The 18,710-nt window shown below is 69.3% G+C and carries 18 protein-coding genes; 10 read left to right on the top strand and 8 right to left on the bottom strand.

Features of this window, described 5'->3' with window-relative positions; translation table 11 throughout:
• Positions 1-55 precede the first annotated feature (55 nt).
• Both K0817_RS12225 and K0817_RS12220 read right to left on the bottom strand, forming a co-directional pair.
• Positions 56-2,191, bottom strand: a complete 2,136-nt coding sequence (locus K0817_RS12225; RefSeq protein ID WP_219981793.1) for a S9 family peptidase — start codon at positions 2,189-2,191, stop codon at positions 56-58.
• A 33-nt stretch (positions 2,192-2,224) separates the two neighbouring features.
• Positions 2,225-3,823, bottom strand: a complete 1,599-nt coding sequence (locus K0817_RS12220) for a molybdopterin-dependent oxidoreductase (RefSeq protein ID WP_253735353.1) — start codon at positions 3,821-3,823, stop codon at positions 2,225-2,227.
• Between the two features lie 233 nt (positions 3,824-4,056).
• On the opposite strand from K0817_RS12220, the gene K0817_RS12215 reads away from it, so the two are divergent.
• The 5 genes from K0817_RS12215 to K0817_RS12195 all read left to right on the top strand — a co-directional run bounded on the left by K0817_RS12215 (position 4,057) and on the right by K0817_RS12195 (position 8,892).
• Positions 4,057-5,355 (top strand): inorganic phosphate transporter, encoded by a 1,299-nt coding sequence (locus tag K0817_RS12215; protein ID WP_219981792.1) that lies wholly within the window; start codon positions 4,057-4,059, stop codon positions 5,353-5,355.
• Positions 5,352-5,684, top strand: coding sequence for a peptidase (locus K0817_RS12210; protein ID WP_219981791.1), 333 nt, complete (start codon positions 5,352-5,354; stop codon positions 5,682-5,684). Before K0817_RS12215 ends, K0817_RS12210 begins: the two co-directional genes overlap by 4 nt.
• A 69-nt stretch (positions 5,685-5,753) precedes the next feature.
• Entirely contained in the window at positions 5,754-6,665 is a 912-nt protein-coding gene (locus K0817_RS12205; RefSeq protein WP_219981790.1) for a phosphodiesterase, read from the top strand.
• 134 nt (positions 6,666-6,799) lie between these two features.
• On the top strand, positions 6,800-8,275 hold the full coding sequence (locus K0817_RS12200) for an aspartate ammonia-lyase (RefSeq protein WP_219981789.1): 1,476 nt from the start codon (positions 6,800-6,802) through the stop codon (positions 8,273-8,275).
• Positions 8,276-8,412: 137 nt separating this feature from the next.
• Positions 8,413-8,892, top strand: coding sequence for a DUF4190 domain-containing protein (locus K0817_RS12195; protein ID WP_219981788.1), 480 nt, complete (start codon positions 8,413-8,415; stop codon positions 8,890-8,892).
• 60 nt (positions 8,893-8,952) lie between these two features.
• Here K0817_RS12195 and K0817_RS12190 read toward each other — a convergent pair whose 3' ends face one another.
• Entirely contained in the window at positions 8,953-9,816 is an 864-nt protein-coding gene (locus K0817_RS12190) for a fumarylacetoacetate hydrolase family protein (protein ID WP_219981787.1), read from the bottom strand.
• A 58-nt stretch (positions 9,817-9,874) separates the two neighbouring features.
• Here K0817_RS12190 and K0817_RS12185 point away from each other — a divergent pair, with 58 nt between their 5' ends.
• A complete protein-coding gene (locus tag K0817_RS12185) occupies positions 9,875-11,101 on the top strand; it encodes a PrsW family intramembrane metalloprotease (protein WP_219981786.1) in 1,227 nt (408 codons plus the stop codon).
• Positions 11,102-11,255: 154 nt separating this feature from the next.
• Positions 11,256-11,624: an FKBP-type peptidyl-prolyl cis-trans isomerase gene (locus K0817_RS12180; protein ID WP_219981785.1), complete on the top strand. Its 369-nt coding sequence runs from the start codon at positions 11,256-11,258 to the stop codon at positions 11,622-11,624.
• Between the two features lie 75 nt (positions 11,625-11,699).
• On the opposite strand, the gene K0817_RS12175 is transcribed toward K0817_RS12180, so the two are convergent.
• Positions 11,700-12,347, bottom strand: a complete 648-nt coding sequence (locus K0817_RS12175) for an NAD(P)-dependent oxidoreductase (protein ID WP_219981784.1) — start codon at positions 12,345-12,347, stop codon at positions 11,700-11,702.
• A 107-nt stretch (positions 12,348-12,454) separates the two neighbouring features.
• On the opposite strand from K0817_RS12175, the gene K0817_RS12170 reads away from it, so the two are divergent.
• Both K0817_RS12170 and K0817_RS12165 read left to right on the top strand, forming a co-directional pair.
• Positions 12,455-13,405: an AraC family transcriptional regulator gene (locus K0817_RS12170; RefSeq protein ID WP_219981783.1), complete on the top strand. Its 951-nt coding sequence runs from the start codon at positions 12,455-12,457 to the stop codon at positions 13,403-13,405.
• Positions 13,406-13,520: 115 nt separating this feature from the next.
• Positions 13,521-14,087 (top strand): YceI family protein, encoded by a 567-nt coding sequence (locus K0817_RS12165; RefSeq protein ID WP_219981782.1) that lies wholly within the window; start codon positions 13,521-13,523, stop codon positions 14,085-14,087.
• Here K0817_RS12165 and K0817_RS12160 read toward each other — a convergent pair whose 3' ends face one another.
• Positions 14,088-15,089: a DMT family transporter gene (locus K0817_RS12160; protein WP_253735352.1), complete on the bottom strand. Its 1,002-nt coding sequence runs from the start codon at positions 15,087-15,089 to the stop codon at positions 14,088-14,090.
• A gap of 210 nt (positions 15,090-15,299) precedes the next feature.
• On the opposite strand from K0817_RS12160, the gene rpsO reads away from it, so the two are divergent.
• Entirely contained in the window at positions 15,300-15,569 is a 270-nt protein-coding gene (gene rpsO, locus K0817_RS12155; RefSeq protein ID WP_219981781.1) for a 30S ribosomal protein S15, read from the top strand.
• Between the two features lie 214 nt (positions 15,570-15,783).
• Here rpsO and surE read toward each other — a convergent pair whose 3' ends face one another.
• The 3 genes from surE to K0817_RS12140 form a co-directional block, all read right to left on the bottom strand.
• Entirely contained in the window at positions 15,784-16,530 is a 747-nt protein-coding gene (gene surE / locus K0817_RS12150; protein ID WP_219981780.1) for a 5'/3'-nucleotidase SurE, read from the bottom strand.
• Positions 16,527-17,534, bottom strand: coding sequence for a 1-phosphofructokinase family hexose kinase (locus K0817_RS12145; protein WP_219981779.1), 1,008 nt, complete (start codon positions 17,532-17,534; stop codon positions 16,527-16,529). The genes surE and K0817_RS12145 overlap by 4 nt, the downstream gene beginning before the upstream one ends.
• 81 nt (positions 17,535-17,615) lie before the next feature.
• Entirely contained in the window at positions 17,616-18,635 is a 1,020-nt protein-coding gene (locus K0817_RS12140) for an isopenicillin N synthase family oxygenase (RefSeq protein ID WP_219981778.1), read from the bottom strand.
• Positions 18,636-18,710 lie beyond the last annotated feature (75 nt).

Raw genomic sequence — 18,710 nt, 5'->3', positions numbered from 1 at the left:
CGCGAAGCGTGTCCCACTTTCGCTTGGATAGCCGCCGCTCGGCCGTGGGTGGGGATCAGGCGTCGGCGACGCCGAGCGTATCGAGCAGCCACGCCAGCTCGAACGCGCGCTCGCGCCACGCGTTGTAGCGCCCGCTGACGCCGCCGTGGCCGGCCACCATCTCGCACTTGAGCAGTGCGTCGGCCCCGACCTCGCGCAGCCGTGCCACCCACTTCGCCGGTTCGACGTAGAGCACCCGGGTGTCGTTGAGCGAGGTCACGGCGAGGATCTTGGGGTAGGTGGCATCCGTCCGCACGTTCTCATACGGCGAGTACGACTTCATGTACGCGTACACGTCGGCGTTGTGCAGCGGGTCGCCCCACTCGTCCCACTCGATGACAGTGAGCGGCAGCGACGGGTCGAGGATGGTGGTGAGGGCGTCGACGAACGGCACGTCGGCCAGCACCCCCGCGAACAGCTCGGGAGCGAGGTTCGCAACGGCTCCCATCAGGAGCCCGCCCGCCGAGCCGCCTTCTGCCACCAGCTGCGAAGGCGTGGTGTAGCCGGCGTCGACGAGGTGCCGGGCGCTGTCGACGAAGTCCGTGAAGGTGTTGCGCTTGCGGAGGAGCTTGCCCTCCTCGTACCACTGGCGCCCCATTTCGCCCCCGCCGCGCACGTGGGCGACCGCGAAGACGACCCCGCGGTCGAGCTCGGACAAGCGGGCCACCGAGAAGCCTGGCTCGATCGAATGCTCGTACGACCCGTACCCGTACAGGTGCAGGGGACGCGGCGCGCTGCCGATCTCGCCGAACGACGGCTTGTAGACCAGCGAGATCGGGATCTGCGTGCCGTCGTGTGCGGTGGCCCACACCCGGGACTGCGCGTAGTCGCCGGGCTCGTAGCCGCCGAGCACGGGCTGGCGCTTGCGCAGATGCAGCTCGCGCGTGGCGACATCGAGGTCGTACACGGTGCCGGGAGTGACGAACGAGCCGTAGCCCAGGCGCAGCAGCGGGGGCGCCCACTCGGGGTTGCCGCCCGATCCCACCGAGTACAGCGGCTCGTCGAACTCGATCTCGCTCACCTCACCGGTGGCGTAGTCGAGCAGACCGAGGCGGGCCAGCCCGCCGCGACGGTAGCCGAGCACGCCCCAGTCGCGGAAGGTCGAGACGCCGAGCAGCCGTTCGCCGGCACGGTGGGGGATCACGACGGTGCGTTCGCCGGCGGGGGCGGATGCCGCCACCCGCACGAGCTCGAAGTCCAGGGCGCCGTCGTTGTGCAGCACGAACAGCACGTCCTCGCCGTCGATGACGGCGTGGGAGCTCTCGTACTCGACGCCCTCGGTGCGAGGCCACACCACGCGCGGCTCGGAGCGGAGGTCGGAGGCATCCACCAGCCATTCCTCCGACGTGATCGACGAGCCCAGCCCGATCATGAGATAGCGATCGCTGCGCGTGAAACCCGCGCCGACCCAGAAGCGCTCGTCGGGCTCGTGGAAGAGCTTCACGTCCTCGCCGACCGGCGTGCCCAGCTCGTGCAGCCACACGGTGTCAGGGCGCCACGCGTCGTCGACGGTCGTGTAGACGATGAACCGGCCGTCGGGTGAGAACGTCGCGCCCGCGAACGTCTCGGGGATCTCGTCGGGCAGCTGCTCGCCGGTGACGAGGTTGCGCACGCGCACCGTGTAGCGCTCGTCGCCGGCCACGTCGACGCCGTAGAGCATCAGGGTGCCGTCATTGGACACCTCGAAGCTGCCCAGTGAGAAGAATTCGTGTCCTTCGGCCTCGACGTTGCCGTCGAGGAGGATCTGCTCGCCGGGCACCTCGGCTCCGGGAGCGAGTTCGGGGGGCGTCCAGTCGTCGGGCGACGCAAGCGGTGCACGGCACTGAATGCCGTACTGCTTGCCTTCCACCGTGCGTCCGTAGTACCACCATTGCCCGCGCCGGGTCGGCACCGAGAGGTCGGTCTCGAGGGTGCGGCCCTTGATCTCTTCGAAGATGCGCTCGCGGAGCCCCGCGAGGTGCGCCGTGCGCTCCTCGGTGTAGGCGTTCTCGGCCTCGAGGTGGGCGATGACGACGGCGTCCTCCTTGGCCCGCAGCCATTCGTAGCGGTCCTCCACGTCGTCGCCGTGGTGGGAGCGGACGGCCGGGCGGGTCTCGGCGATCGGTGCGGGAGGGAGGGTGGATGCTGTGGCAAGCGAGTCGTCGACGGTCACACCCCCACGCTAGTCGAGGCCTCGGGCACCGGCTCAGCGCACGGTGATGAGCAGGCTCTGCCAGCCCGTCGAGCCGTCGGGAGCGATCGGGGCACGCTCCTGGATCTGCACGGTGCCGTTCTTGTCGACCGCGCGCGCCCTGACGTAGTGGGTTCCCGTGGGCGCCTCCCACGGCAGCCGCCACTGCACCCAGGTGTCGGCGTTGAGGGGAGCAGACAGTTCAGCCTGCTGCCAGTCACCGTCGTCGATCGACACCTCGACGCGCTCGATCCCTATGGTCTGTGCCCAGGCCATGCCGGCGACCATCGTGGCACCGGCTTCGATCGGCGTGCCCGCGCGCGGGGTGTCGATCCGCGACGACATCTTGATGGGCGCCTTCGCGCTGTACCCCCGAGGCGTCCAGTACGCCTCGTCCTTCTCGAACGTCGTCACGGTGAGCTGCGTGAGCCACTTGGTGGCCGAGACGTAGCCGTACAGACCGGGAACGACCATACGCACCGGGAATCCGTGCTCGAAGGGCAGCGGCTCCCCGTTCATCGTCACGGCGAGGATCGCGTCGCGCCCGTCGTCGGTGAGCGTCTCCAACGGTGTGCTCGCCGTGAAGCCGTCGGTGCTGCGTGAGAGCACCATGTCGGCACCGCCGACGGGCCGGGCACGCCGCAGCAGATCACGCACCGGTACGCCCGACCAGATCGCATTGCCCACGAGTCCTCCGCCGACTTCGTTCGAGACGCAGGTCAGGGTGATCGCGTATTCGTCGAGCCCGAGGTCCAGCAGTTCCTGGAACGTGAGCTCGAGAGGTTGCTCGACCATGCCGTCGATGCGAAGTCGCCACGCCTGCGGGTCGATGGAGGGCACGGTCAGGGCGGTGTCGACGCGGTAGAAGTCCGCGTTCGGCGTGATGAGCGGTGAGAGACCCGGCACGTCGAACTCCGCACCGTCCGGGACGGAGACCTTCGATCGGGGCGCGGGCAGGCGAAGAGCATCGCGGATGCCGGCGATCGAGCTCGTCACGGCAGCGATCGCGCGCGCTCCGACACCGACCACGACCGCCGTCGCTGCCGATATGAGGGCGAGAGTGAGGAAGGCTCGACGACTCGGCCCCGTGGCCGCCTCGCCAGCGGCGGAGCGATCCGCCTCAGCGTCGTCGTCCGCACGCGCGAAGGCGGAGGCCGCCTCGCGCCACGCGCGCAGCCGCCTCGCCAGCAGCCAGAGCATCACGCCGCCGGCCGCACCGCCGGCAAGCGGGGGCAGGAAGGCGAAGGTCGTCGCGCCCGCACGCGTCAGGATCGCGGCGGCCGCCAAGCCAGCACCGACGGTGAGGAGCGCGACCCCCCAGAACGGCCGCGCGAACTCCACGACGCCCGCGATGGCCGACGCGACGACGACGGCCAGGCCGAGGCCTGCCAGCAGGGCGATCTTGTCGTACTCTCCGAAGGTGCTGATCGCCAGCTCCTTCAGCGGCTGCGGCACGATGTCGATCACGAAGGAGCCGACCGCCAGCAGCGGACTCGCGTCGCGGGCAACCAGAAGGGCCATGAGTTCGGCGGTGGCCAGCAGCACCGCCGCCGACACGACGCCCGCTCCGGCAGCGAGCAACCAGAAGCGCGCCCTTCGGATCCCCATTCGCATGTGCCGCCCTCTTCCGTCGCAGACGCGCGTGCGTCCCCTGCTTGTTCGGGGCGGCGGCGGCAGCGGATTGAGCAGTCGAGGGCGATCCGCGCCGCCACATCGGTCAGGTGGTATCGCGCGGCCGCCGATGTAAGATTCTGTCTGGCCGGTTGCCGGTTCCTGAACACTTGGTGAACTCTTCGTTCGTCGCGCCGATCTCGTCGGCATCCACATCCCCTCACGGAAAGCGACCGGTGGAAACCGCAACCCTCATCATCGTGCTGGTGATCGTGCTGGCGTTGTTCTTCGACTTCACGAACGGCTTCCACGACACCGCGAACGCGATGGCGACGCCCATCGCGACAGGGGCGCTCAAGCCGAAGACCGCCGTGCTGCTGGCAGCCGTGCTGAACCTCGTCGGCGCGTTCCTGTCGACCGAGGTGGCCAAGACGATCTCCGGCGGCATGATCCGGGAGGATCAGATCTCGGCAGCCGTCTTCCCCGCGATCATCTTCGCGGGCCTCATCGGCGCCATCACGTGGAACATGCTCACCTGGCTGCTCGGCCTTCCCTCGTCGTCGTCGCACGCGCTGTTCGGCGGCCTCATCGGTGCGACCCTGGTGGGGGTCGGCTTCATGGCGATCGACTTCGGCGTCGTCATGTCCAAGGTGATCCTCCCCGCCCTCATCGCTCCCGTCACCGCCGGAATCATCGCCTTCGCGGTCACCAAGCTCGCGTACGTGCTCACCCGGCGCTACGACAACAAGCCCGACGGGCGCGACGGCTTCCGGGTGGGGCAGATCTTCACCTCGTCGCTGGTGGCGCTGGCGCATGGCACCAACGACGCCCAGAAGACGATGGGCGTCATCACCCTCGCCCTCATCACGGTGGGGTGGCAGTCGCCGGAGCAGGCCGACCCGCAGACGTGGGTCATCTTCGCGTGCGCCATCACGATCGCACTCGGCACCTACATGGGCGGCTGGCGCATCATCCGCACGCTCGGCAAGGGGCTGACCGACGTCAAGCCGGCGCAGGGCTTCGCCGCCGAGAGTTCGACTGCGGCGACGATCCTGGCCTCGAGTGCATTGGGCTTCGCGCTGTCGACCACGCAGGTCGCCTCCGGCTCGGTGATCGGCTCGGGGCTCGGCCGTCGCGGGTCCCACGTGCGCTGGCGCACCGCGGGCCGCATCATGATCGGCTGGGTGCTTACGCTTCCCGCCGCGGGCGGTGTGGGAGCGCTCGCCGCGCTCGTGGTCGTGTGGCTCGGTTTCTGGGGCATCATGATCGACGCGGTGCTCGCCGTCGCGATCATCCTCTTCCTGTACCTGCGCTCCCGCCGCGACCAGGTCACCGCCGGCAACGCGATGAGCGAGGTCGCCGAATCCGGACGCGCGGTCAAGGTCAAGCGGAACCCGCCGCCCACGCCCCGGCAGCGAGCCGTCGCCCGCGCGGAGGCCCGCACCCGTGCCGCGGAGCAATCAGCCGCGAAGAAGGCGGCCAAGGCCGCGAAGGCCGCCGAGAAGTCGTCGTCGAAGGATGGAGGCGCGCGATGATCGCCATCGACTGGATCGCTTTCGTCGAGGTCTTCGCTGCCGCGCTGATCGCGGCGGTGCTCGTGGTCGGCTTCTACGCGCTGGGTCTTCGGCTGCTGGTGCGTGCGGGGCGCCCTCCCGTGGTCGCCCCGGCGGAGTTCACCGACGCCATCACGGTCATCTCCGAGAAAGAGGCGCGCCGGGCGGAGAAGGCCGCGGCGAAGTCGGCCAAGCGCAATCCGCTCACCGAGGGGCAGAAGCGTCTGGCCCTCGTCGGGGCGTACGGCTCGTTCAGCGTGTGCGCCGCCGCAGTGCTCGCCGGCATCCTCCTCATCGTCCTGAACCACTGAGGGCGGCGGATGCCGCAACCCGGCCGCCGTCGCCGGCGCCGCGTCGCCACCACCGCCTAGGCTGAGCGCATGACCCCCGCGGCACCCGTGCAACTCGGTCAGTACTCGCCGGCGAGGCGGACGCTCCTGCACCTCAGTGACACGCATCTGCTCGCTGCCAACCGACCGCTGGGCGGGCGCTTCGACACCGCCGCCAATCTCGCGCGCACCCTCGTGGCTGCTGAGGCCACCGGCATCCGACCCGCCGCCGTCGTCTTCACGGGCGACCTGACCGACCTCGGTGAGCCCGAGGCATATGCGGCGCTGCGGGCGGCCGTGGAGCCGTTCGCCGAGCGGCTCGGCGCGCCGGTCGTGTGGATCGCGGGAAACCATGACGAACGGCCCGCCCTGCGACGCGGTCTGCTCGACCTCGAGCCGACGCAGGACCCGGTGACCGGAGTATGGGATCTCGGCGGGCTGCGCCTGGTCGCACTCGACTCCACCGTCCCCGGCTGGCATCACGGCGACCTCGATGCCCGGCAGCTGGCGTGGCTGAGCGAGATCCTCGCGGTGCCGGCCCCGCTGGGCACGATCCTGGCGCTGCACCATCCGCCGCTGCCGTCGCACGTGCCACTGTTCGACATCCTGGAGCTTCGGCATCAGGGCCGCTTCGCCGAGGCGATCGCCGGAACCGACGTCCGCGCGATCCTCGCCGGCCACCTGCACTACTCGACGAGTGGCACGTTCGCCGGGGTGCCGGTGAGCGTCGCCGCCGCCAGCTGCTACACCATGAACCTCGCCCGCCCGTCGGTCGAGGTGAACGGCATGGACGCCGGGCAGTCGTTTCATCTGGTGCACGTGTACGACGACACGATCACGCACGCCGTCGTACCCGTGGTGGACGCGCCCACCGGCGACTTCTTCTCGGCGGAATGGTACGAGCGGATGTCGCGCCTGACGCCGGAGCAGCGGCTCGAGGAGTTCTCGCGCAAGCGTTCCTGACGTCCGGTGGCGCTCGCCGCGCTGTACGGCTGTGCGGGGGAGTTGTACGAGGTGGACAGCGGCACGCGTTCCTGCCGCGAGTAGGCTCGAGACACCCCGCACACCGCTGTGATCGACCCACGAGGACTGCACACATGGCTTTGGACGCAATGATGCGAACCCGCACCGAGACCGACTCCTTGGGATCCCTCGAGATCCCCGCCGAGGCGTACTGGGGCATCCATACCGCCCGTGCGCTGGAGAACTTCCCGATCTCGAAGCGGCCGATCTCGGTCTACAAGGACCTGGTCAAAGCCCTCGCGATGGTCAAGCAGGCGTCCGCGCGTGCCAACAAGGAGATCGGCGTCCTCGACGCCGAGAAGGCCGATCTCATCGATCGTGCCGCGCAGCTGGTGATCGAGGGTCAGTACCACGACCAGTTCGTGGTCGGAGTGATCCAGGGCGGGGCCGGCACCTCGACGAACATGAACGCGAACGAGGTGATCACCAACATCGCGCTCGAACTGGCCGGTCGAGAGAAGGGCGACTACGCGTTCCTGTCGCCGATCGACGACACCAACCGCAGCCAGTCGACCAACGACGTCTACCCGACGGCGATCAAGGTGGGGCTGGGGCTGGACCTGCTGACCCTGCTGGACGAGCTCGATCAGTTGCGCAAGGCGTTCCTGGCCAAGGCGGTGGAGTTCCACGACGTGCTGAAGGTGGGGCGCACGCAGCTGCAGGATGCCGTGCCGATGACGCTCGGCCAGGAGTTCCACGGGTTCGCCACGACGCTGGGCGAGGACCACAGCAGGCTCAAGGAGAATGCCTATCTCCTCTACGAGATCAACATGGGCGCCACAGCCATCGGCACCGGCATCACGACGCACCCGGCCTACGGTCAGTCGGTGCTGCGGCACCTTCGCGAGATCAGCGGACTGGACCTCGACCTGGCCACCGACCTGGTGGAATCCACGAGCGACACCGGTGCTTTCATGTCGTTCTCCTCCTCGCTCAAGCGCAACGCGATCAAGCTGTCGAAGATCTGCAACGACCTCCGGCTGCTCTCCAGTGGTCCGCAGGCCGGGTTCGGCGAGATCAACCTGCCGGCGCGGCAGGCCGGATCCAGCATCATGCCCGGCAAGGTGAACCCGGTGATCCCCGAGGTCGTCAATCAGGTGGCGTTCGCGGTCGCGGGCGCTGATCTGACGGTGACCATGGCGGTCGAGGGCGGCCAGCTGCAGCTGAACGCGTTCGAGCCGGTGATCGCGCACTCCATCTTCCAGTCGATCACCTGGATGCGCCGCGGCATGCACACGCTGCGGGTCAACTGCGTCGAGGGCATCACGGCCAACCGGGAGCGGCTCGGTGCCATGGTCGGTACCAGTGTCGGCGTGATCACAGCGCTCACGCCGTTCATCGGATACGCCGCCGCTGCTGCGCTGGCCAAGACCGCGCTGCTGACCAAGCGAAGCGTTGCCGATCTGGTGGTCGAGGCCGGTCTGATGTCGCGTGAAGACGTCGTCAAGCAGCTCTCGCCCGCGCGTCTGTCAGGGCTCGAGGCGATCACCGCAGCCATCCCGGTGATCCCGCCTCTCACCGAGCCTGGCGACGATCCGGACGCTTCGTAGGCGATTCTCTTCGCCTGGCCACAGCGTCCGGTCACGTGCGACGTCGGGCGCGAGTGCCGCAGCGCGGCGCGGGCGATTGCCCGAGGGCGCCGCTGCCGATACCGTCATGCTCAGACCCCACCATCGAGAGGAACGTCATGACCGATCCGCAGAACCCCGCAGACCCTGCACCTCCCGCATCGGGCAGCGTGCCGCCGGCACCGCCCGCCTACGACGCCGCACCGCCGGCGCCGCCGGCAGCAGAGACGGCATCGGCTCCCGACGCCGGCACCGCGTACCCCACCGCACCGCCGCCCGCCTACGGCGCGCCGGCCAACGAGCCCGTCCCGGGAAAGACGCTCGGCATCATCGCCTTCGTCGTGTCGTTCTTCGCCTCGCTCATCGGCCTCATCCTCGGCATCGTCGCGCTCGTCCAGAGCAGGAAGGCCGGGCACAAGAACGGCTGGGCCGTCGCCGCGATCATCCTGGGCTCGGTCTTCCTGGTGATCACGATCATCATCGTGGTGGTCCTGGTCGGCATCGCCGCAGCGGGGGCCGCGCAGATCGCCGAATTCTGCGCCCAGGTCGGCTCGGGCACGCACACGACGACGTCGGGGCTCGAGATCACCTGCCCGTGAGCTGAGGCTCGCATCGTCTGAAGAGGGCGGATCCGCTACGCGGGTCCGCCCTCTTCGCGCTCAGTCGAGGATCCGGCAGTGGGTCGTGAGCGACCCGATGCCGTCGATGCCTACGGTGACCGTCGACCGATCGCGCAGGAACACCTGCGGGTCGCGGGAGTATCCCGCGCCACCGGGGCTTCCCGTCGAGATGAGCGTGCCCGGCAGCAGCGTGGCCGACTTCGACAGGTGTGAGATCAGAGTCGATACCGGACGCACCATCTGGGCGGTCGTGGCATCCTGCATCGTCCGTCCGTCCAGCACCGTCCAGATGTGGAGGGCCTGCGGGTCGGGCACCTCGTCGGCCGTGACCACGAACGGGCCTGTCGGGGTGAAGCCGTCGAACGACTTGCACCGCGACCACTGTGCCTCCGAGTACTGGATGTCGCGGGCCGTGATGTCGTTGACGACGGTGTAGCCCCACACATGGTCCAGCGCCGCTTCGGGCGCCACATCCTTCGCCGGGGTGCCGATGATCACTCCGAGCTCGGCTTCATAGTCGACGGATTCGCTCAAGGAGCGGGGCCAGATGGTGGTGTCGTCGTGCCCGGCCAGCGAGTTCGGCCACAGGACGAAGACCGTCGGTGTCGAGTCCGTCTTCAGGCCCAGCTCGCTGGAGTGGGCAGCGTAGTTGAGTCCGATGGCCAGGATCACGGGAGGCGAGAGCACCGCCGACGCGTAGCGCTGACCCTCGAGTGGATGCCGAACCCCGGATGCCGCACTCGCGCGCACCCGCTCCAGCAGCTCGTCGCCGCCGTCGATGAGCTGCTCCAGCGCGCGGGGGGCGCCGTCGAACAATTCATCGACGAACACCGTCTCGTCGCCATCGACCAAGACGAGCCGCGGTGCGTCCGAGCCGGGCGGGACGACGTGGGCGAAGCGCATCCCTCCAACCTACCTGGCCGCTTCCGGCGCCGAGGCGCGTCGGTTCTAGGCTGGGCGCATGATGCACGATCAGGGCGCCGCGCCGTCCCGGCCCTCGCTCACCCCTCCCGAGTTCGCGTCGGCGCTGTCGCAGCCGCGTCACGCCGCTCCTGCCGCGATCGCGCCGCCGGCGACGTCGCCCGCTCCCGTCCCCGTCGCGGTGGCCGCGCCGCAGCGCGGACGCACGGCGACGGTGTGGATCGTCGGGCTGCTGGTGCTCGTGCTCGTCGCGCTCGTGGGGTACTTCCTCAACGCCATCGGCCCTGGTGCATCCCTCGTGGGCATGCTGCTGGCGCTTCTGCCGCTGGCGGGCGTGTTGTTCGCCGTGCGGCTGGTGGATCGATGGGAGCCGGAACCTCGCGGCCTCCTCGTCCTCGCCGTCGCGTGGGGCGCCGTCGCCGCGGTGGGCATCGCGCTCGGCGTCGACCTGCTCGTCACGATCGCGATCGGCGTGGACGGCTCGCCGCTGCGACAGGCGTTCTCGGCCGTCGTCCAGGCTCCGATCGTCGAGGAGGTGGCGAAAGGGATCGGCGTCTTCCTGATCTTCGCGACATCCCGCCGGGCGTTCGACGGCCCGGTGGACGGCATCGTCTACGGTGCGCTCATCGGCGCGGGCTTCGCCTTCACCGAGAACATCCAGTACTTCGCGCTGGCGTTCATCGAGGGGGGCGCGGCCGAGACCTCTGCGACGTTCTTCGTGCGCGGCATCCTGTCTCCCTTCGCGCACGTGATGTTCACCGCTGTGACGGGCTTCGCGCTCGGGCTGGCGGCCCGTCGCGGTGTGTCGGCAGGGCAGGCAGTGGGGCCCTGGCTGCTGGGCTTGGCCGGTGCCATTGCGCTGCACGCGCTGTGGAACGGGTCTGCACTGTTCGGCGACTTCTTCGCGCTCTACCTGACCCTGCAGCTTCCGTTGTTCGCGGGCTTCCTGCTCGGCGTGATCGCGCTGCGCCGCGAGGAGTCGCGCCTGACGCGTCGCCGTCTGGGAGAGTACGCAGTGGCCGGCTGGTTCACGCCGCAGGAGGTCGACATGCTCGCGACAGCGGCCGGACGCCGGACGGCCCTGGCGTGGGCGCGCACGCTGCGCGGCGACCGCACCGCCCTCATGAAGGGGTTCATCGCCGACGCCACCTCGCTCGCGGCGACGCGGCAGCGTGCGATCACCGGCCGTGACGCGCACGCTGCATCGGAAGAGCGCGAACTGCTCGCCAGGACCGCCGCGACGCGGGCGGCGATGTTCGCTCCCTAGGCCTTGACACCGCTGTGGAGCCTCGGCATCCTGATTGCAGACCAACTCAGCGCTCGGTTGACACGCAGGCATCGCCGCGGCACCGAGCGCTGAGTTTTGTGGTCGCATCCCGCTCGTACGAGCGACGCGGCGCGAGGCGTGCTTGGATGGTCCCATGACTGACGACCGCACCAAGCCCGAGATCGACGCACCCGCGGGCCCGGCGCCCGCCGACCTCGTCGTCCGCGACATCATCGTGGGCGAGGGTGCCGAGGCGAAGCCCGGCGACACCGTGACCGTCCACTACGTGGGCGTCGAGTACGAGTCCGGCGAGGAATTCGACTCGTCGTGGAATCGCGGCGAGAGCATCCAGTTCCCGCTCCGCGGTCTCATCCAGGGCTGGCAGGACGGCATCCCCGGCATGAAGGAGGGCGGACGCCGCGAGCTCGTGATCCCGCCGCACCTGGCGTACGGTCCCGCCGGCGGCCACTTCCTCGGCGGCAAGACGCTGATCTTCATCATCGACCTCATCGCGGTCGGCTGACCCGACCGAAACCTCGAAGGGACGGATGCCGTGAGTCACGGCATCCGTCCCTTCCGTCTTGTGGCATCCGCGGGATCAGCCCGACACCGACACCGTCTCGCCGACCAGGCTGTGCTGCTCGACCAGGTCGGCGTGGACCTCGGCGACGGCGCGCCGCGTGACCTTGCGGTTGCGGGTGCGCCCATCGGTCGAGGTGAAGCGCTCGGCGGCATCGTGGTCGGTGAGGTGGACCGGCTGGACGATGGTCCAGTCGAGCTCTGATCCGCGCAGCAGGCTCTCCTGCAGCTCGGAGTCGAAGATCTGCGGCTTGATCATGAGCGCGAACAGGGCGCGGTCGAAGAGGCCGAGCAGGTCTCTCGTCGGACCGACGCCGTAGGAGGACTGCACGATGATGCGCCGTATTCCGGCGGTGCGGGCGGCGCGGATGAGTTCGGCGGTGCCCCGGGAACGGACATCGTCGGGGGTGCGCTGTGCCCCGCGCAGCCGGACGCGGAGCACCGGCTCGGAGATGCCCAGCGTCACCACCACTGCGTCGTGGCCCGGGAGAAGGCGGTCGAGGACGGCGCGGTCGGTGGCATCGCCGTCGACGCGGTCCAGACGATCGTGGGGCGTGAGCCGCGAGGCTCGCCGCGCCAGCGCGGTGACGCGGTGCCCGCGTTCGAGCAGCGCGTCGCACACGGCGCGGCCGGAGCCGCCGGTCGCTCCGATCACGAGGATGTTCATGGTTTCTCCATTCGTCGGGGAGGGGATGCCTCCGACTCTGGCATCGCGGACTTGGATGTTCTATCGTCAGGGTTACGCATTTCTTGATCGATCGTCCAAGGAGCAAGATGGCGACGCCCATGCCGTGGGATCGAGAGGATCCGCTCACCGAGGCGCTGTACCAGCTTCGGATGCGCGGAGCCTTCTACTCGTGGACGGAGGCAGCGGGCGAGGCAGCCGTGTCGATGCCGGAGTTCGCCGACACGCTGAGCTTCCACATCGTCGCGCGGGGCACCGCCTTCCTCGAGGTGGACGGCGAAGAGCCCCAGCGGCTCGACGCCGGCATGCTGGCCCTCGTGCCGCGGGGGATCGGTCATCGCGTCGCTACGCGACCGGGCGCGCGGGTGCTGGGTCGCGCCGATCTGCTGCCGCAGACGCTGCTGGGCGACGCGTTCTCGGTGCTTCGGCTCGGTTCCCCCGACGAGGAGGCGCCGCTGGCCATGCTGTGCGGCGTCGTCGCCTTCGATTCGCCGGCGGTCAACGACATGCTCGCCGTGCTGCCGGCGGTCGTCCGGGTGGATTCGGCGCGCCATCCGGTGATGGCAGCGCTCGTCCCGCTGCTCGCCGGCGAGCTGCGCGATCCGCGCCCGGGCGGCGAAGCTGTCGCGACTCGCCTCGCCGACGTGCTCGTCGTCGAGACGGTGCGGGCGTGGCTCGCGGATGAGCCGGACGCCGCGACAGGCTGGCTCGCCGCCCTGCGAGACCCGCTCCTCGGTGCGCCCCTGGCTGCCATCCAGCGCGAACCGGGGCGCGCGTGGACGCTCGCCGGGCTCGCCCGGCGCGCCGCGATGTCGCGCTCTGCCTTCGCGGCCCGTTTCACGGCGATGGTGGGGACGCCGCCGATGGCCTATGTCGTGGCGGCGCGAATGCGCGCGGCACGCACGATGCTCGCCGCCGGCGAGAGCGTCGCGACGGTCGCTGCCGCGCACGGGTACGGCTCGGAGGCGGCGTTCAGCCGTGCATTCTCGCGCACCACGGGCGAGACCCCGGGGCGGGTCCGTCGCGCCGCAGCAGCCTGATACGGGCATCCATTTCTCGGATTTGCATTCATGGGAATAGATGCCGGAGACGCTCGCGTTGCACCCGGCATGCGCGCCGCGCACCGCGACGCGTGCCCCGAGACGAAGGATGAGCATGACTGACACCGCCACCACGATCGACGTTCCCGGCTACAAGACGGGCACCTGGGTGCTCGACCCCGCCCACAGCGAGGTCTCGTTCAGCGTGCGCCACATGATGATCTCGAAGGTGCGCGGAACCTTCGGTCTCAAGAGCGCGACCCTGATCGCGCCGGAGAACCCGCTCGAGGCGAAGGTCGAGGCGAGCGTCGACGTCGCCTCGGTCGACACGAAGGACGAGGGGCGCGACAACCACCTGCGCTCGGCCGACTTCTTCGACGTCGAGAACAACCCGACCATGGAGTTCCGCTCGACCGGCGTGCGCGTGCAGGACGGCGACTTCCTCGTCGACGGCGACCTCACCATCCGCGGCGTCACCAAGCCCGTGACGTTCGACTTCGAGTTCGGCGGCTTCGGCGTCGACCCGTGGGGCAACTACAAGGCCGGCGCGACGGCGAAGGCCGTGGTCAACCGAGAGGACTTCGGCCTCACGTGGAACGCGGCGCTCGAGACCGGCGGCGTGCTCGTGGGCAAGGACATCACGATCACGCTCGACCTGCAGGGCGCGCTGCAGCAGGACTGATCAGCGGGCAGAAGGGACGGACGAATGCGGAGCCACCGCTCCGGGTTCATCCGTCCCTTCGACGTTGCGCGGGCGGCGACGGGGACGCAGCCGGTTCTGTGCGAGCAGGATGCCGAGGAAGACCACGAGCGCGCCGGCCGGCTCGTTCCAGCTGAGCTGTTCGCCGAGGATCATGACGCCGAGCACGACGCCGACGAGCGGGGTGATGTAGGTCACGGTCGAAGCGCGCGTCGGACCCCAGGCGCGCACCGTGTTCTGGTTCCAGATGTACGCGACGCCGGTGCCGAGGCAGCCGAGCAGCACGACGCTCACGACGATCCACGGGTTCAGACGCACCGGCTGCAGGACCAGCACCGGGGTCAGCACGACCATGATCGCCGCTCCCAGACCGATGTTCAGGAACGAGAACATCAGGGCGCTCATGCCGGTGTTCGACACGAATCGTCGCATGTAGGCGAGGCTGAAGCCGTAGCACGCGGTCGCTCCGAGGATCGCCAGCTGTGCGATGAGGCCCTGCGAGAGATCCAGGCCCTGCCAGGGCCCGATGATCACGACGACACCCAGGATGCCCAGGCCGATGCCGGCGACCTGCAGGCGCTTGAGCTTCTCGACGCGCAGCACCAGCGCGGCCATGATCGCGGTCATGATCGGGGTCGTGGCGTTGTAGATGCTCGCAAGGCCCGAGGTCACGTGCTGCTGGGCCCACGAGAACAGCAGGAACGGCACCACGCAGAACGTGATCGCGAGCACCGTCATGTGGCCCCAGATTCGCGCGCTGCGGGGGAGCCGCTCCCGTCGCAACGTCACGAAAAGTCCCAGCGCGAGGCCCCCGAGGATCAGTCGGGACCAGGCGACCTGCGCAGGCGAGATGCCCTCGAGCGCCACCTTCATGAAGAGGAAGCTCGACCCCCAGATCAGTCCGGTGAGGATGAACTGCACCGCGACGGACAGCTGCGACGGAACAGCATCCGGCGTGCTGGTGGTGAGGGCGGTGGTGGGCACGCCGTGACTCTACGCCCGGCCCTCGGCTGAGTTGACCGGGAGGGGATGCCGCGTCCGAAATCCGCCGGTGCCTGGCCGTCGGACGACGGTTCACGCTCGCCGCTTCCGGACTGGTAGACTCTTGAGGTTGCCGTTAGATCGGCCGCGGATAAAGAGAGCTCACGCATCAGGCGTCGGGCACCGCGCAACGACGAGAAAGGGGATCACTTTATGGCACTGGAAGCAGAAGTCAAGAAGGCGATCATCGAAGAGTACGCGACGCACCCCGGTGACACCGGATCCCCCGAGGTGCAGGTCGCGATGCTGACGCAGCGCATCAAGGACCTGACCGAGCACCTCAAGGAGCACAAGCACGACCACCACTCGCGTCGTGGGCTGTTCCTGCTCGTCGGTCAGCGCCGTCGTCTGCTCGGCTACCTCCAGGACATCGACATCAGCCGTTACCGGTCGTTGATCGAACGTCTCGGACTGCGCCGCTAAGGCACATCGCGACCAGCGTTCAATCGCGCAAAACTTTCTTGGAGAGCCGCCCCACGGTGTGGGGCGGCTCTCATCGTTGTCGGCATCCTCATCTCGGTGCCAAAACACCAGTCAGTGACGACGACGCGCCGATACGGATGCCGTGTCCCCGGCGTGTCGCGTGACCGACCAGTGTTTTGGCACGTTGCCGTCGCCGAGCACGGCGCTCATCGGGTCAGTGCGTGGCGAAGCCCAGCGGCACGTGCGACACCGGATCGATGCCCGTCAGCGTCACCCAGCCCTCGGCGAGCAGCGCCGCGTCGCTTCCCGGCTCGGGCGTGCTCGGCAGGTCCTCGACCGCGAGCCGGATGTGGCCGACGCCGCGCTCCGAGAGCGTCGTCTGCACGATTCCGAAGGGGGCCAGTGCCGCCTCGACCACGCCCTGGTTGGCGGCCGCGTTCGGGACGTTGACGTTGATGACCGTCCCGCGGGGGCGCTCGAGCAGGAACGGCAGCAGGTCCATGACGGCGGAGGCCGCGGCATCCCAGTGGAAGTCCGTCGGGTTCATGCCGACATCCAGCGACACCGCCGCGCCCCACGCCCCGTTGAGCCCGCCCGTCAGTGCGGCGCCGACGGTGCCGGAGTGCAGGATGGCGCGTCCCACGTTGGCGCCGTGGTTCACACCGGACAGCACCAACTCGGCAGGCTCGCCGAACGCGCCATGCGCGGCGATCAGCGCGATCAAGCCCGGCCCGCCGCGTACCGCGAAAGCGGGTACGCCGTCGAGCTCGGGAAGCTCGCGTCGCTCGATCGCGATGCGCCCGTCCTCCTCCGCCGCGATGATCGACGCGCTCGATCCGCTGGACTGACGCGCGGGCGCGGCAATGGTCACGTCGAGCCCTGCGTCCCGCGCGGTGCGCGCCAGCGAATGCAGGCCCGGTGCGTCGATGCCGTCGTCGTTCGTGATGAGCGTGCGGGTCACCGTTCGTCCTCCGGCCGGGCGAGGGCCGCGAGCCCGTCGGGACTCACGTGGCCGGTGACAGGCTGCGAGATGTGCGCCGCGGAATCGTCGATGATCTCCCGGACCGTCACCGACTCACGCAGCTTCGAGATGGCCTCGGCGTCGCCCGTGCCCAGTCCGTGACGTGTGACATTCAGGGCCCCCGCGGCCGCGCCGGTGATGACGGCGTCCCGCGGCCGCTCGCCGCGCGCCATCGCGGAGACGACCCCTGCCGTGAGCGAGTCTCCGGCACCACGCGTGTCGGCGACGGCCATGCGAGGCTGCGTCACTTCGGCGAAGCCCTGCGCGTCCAGCAGCAGGAACGGATCAGTGGCGCGCGACACGATCACCGCATCCGCCCCTCGCTGGTGCAGTGTCCGCATGGCCTTCATGATCTCGGCGACAGACTCGTTCTCGACGAGTCCGCCGCGGATGAGCTCCTCGTCACTCACCTTGAGCACGTCCACCCCTCCGTCCACGGCGGCGGCGAGCCGCTCGCCGGCGAGGTCGACGACGACCTTGGCGCCCCCTTCGCGCAGATCCGCCGCCAGACGCCGGTACGTGTCGGAGGGCAGGGCCTCGTCGCCCGCCGGACCGCTCAGGATGGTGAGTTTCGACTCCAGCCCTTCGCGCAATGTCAGGCCGTACAGCTCATCGAGGTCGTGTCGGGCCAGCGGCTCGCCCTCCGTCTCGGCGATGACACTGCGGTGGCCGCCGCGACGGTCGTGGACATAGGCAGAGCCCCTTCCCGGGCGCTCCAGCCCGGCGACCCCGATGCCCTCGTCCTCCAGCAGGTGGCGCAGCATCCCTCCCACTTCGCCGGTGAGGGTGCAGCACATCGTCACGGACGCGCCTAGTCGCAGCAGCATACGTGCCTGCCAGACGCCCTGGCCGCCGGCGTGCACGTGGATGTCGGGCTCGCCGCCATGCTCCTCGACCGTCACCGTGAGCGTCGGGGACGGCGCGAAGATCGTCACGTCGCTCATACCCGCCACGGTATTGGGCTGGCCGCGGGTCGCGCACCCCCTTGCATCGGTCGTGAGCAGCGTGCAAAGGGGGGATCGGGATCAGGATGCCGAGGTTCGCGAGGCGACGAGATCGCTGTGGTGGATCGCCGCCACATCGGGGTGCGCGCGCAGGCGCGACTTGAGCGCGTTCTCGCCGTACAGGGCGTGGATCGGGTTCGTCGGGTCCTGCGTCACCCCTCGTGCCTGGGCAGCCAGGTCGGCGGGCAGCTCGATGAGCGGCAGTCGCTTGTCGAGTGCGGGATTGAAGAAGAACGGCACCGAGATGCGGTCGTCGGGAAAGCGGGGTGAGATCACACGGTGCTTCGTCGCGATGAGATAACCCTGCGTGGCGTACTCGAGCAGCTCGCCGATGTTCACGACGAACGCGCCGGGAACCGGCGGTGCGTCGACCCACTCGCCGCCGCGCTCCACCTGCAGGCCGCCCTTGCCGGGCTCGACCCACAGCAGCGTGAGAACGCCGGAGTCCTTGTGAGCGCCGACGCCTTGCTGGGGCGTGGGATCCTCTTTGCCGGGATAGCGGACGATCTTGATCAGGGTCGACGGCTCGCCGAAGTGCTCGTCGAAGTACGTCTCGGGTGCGCCCAGCGAGAGCGCCCACGCGCGCAGCAGCCTGCGGGCGACGCGGGACAGATGGTCGTGCCACTCCGATACGACGTCGCGCAGTCCGGGTTGTGCCGCGGGCCACAGGTTGGGGCCGATCAGTCGGGCGAAGTCCGGTGCTGCGGGCTCATGGACGGCTTCACGCTCCGGCCCGATGTCGATCTGCTCGCGCCAGTCGACCCTGCCCTGCGTGCGCTCGCCGCCGATGCGGGTGTAGCCGCGAAAATGCGGGCTCTTGACGTTCTCGATGGCGAGCTTGTCCGCCTCGGGCAGCGCGAAGAAATCCCGGGCAGCCGTGAGAAGGCGGGACTCGAGCTCGGGAGTGACGCCCGTGCCGGTGAGGTAGAAGAATCCGACGTCGTGGGTGGCCGCGCGCAGTTCGTCGCGAAAGCGCGAGGCGGCGTCAGGGCCCTGATCGAGCTGCGACAGATCCAGGATCGGCAGGTTGAGGTCGCTCATGAGGTGAGAGTAGGCGGATGCCGTCGCATCCGCCCCCTTTGTTGCACAGGGTTAAGCGGCGGTGCCGGGGCAGCT

Origin of the sequence: Microbacterium sp. HD4P20 (assembly GCF_019449275.2) — a bacterium.
Classification (GTDB): Bacteria; Actinomycetota; Actinomycetes; order Actinomycetales; family Microbacteriaceae; genus Microbacterium.
This window is presented reverse-complemented; position numbering and strand designations above follow the sequence as displayed.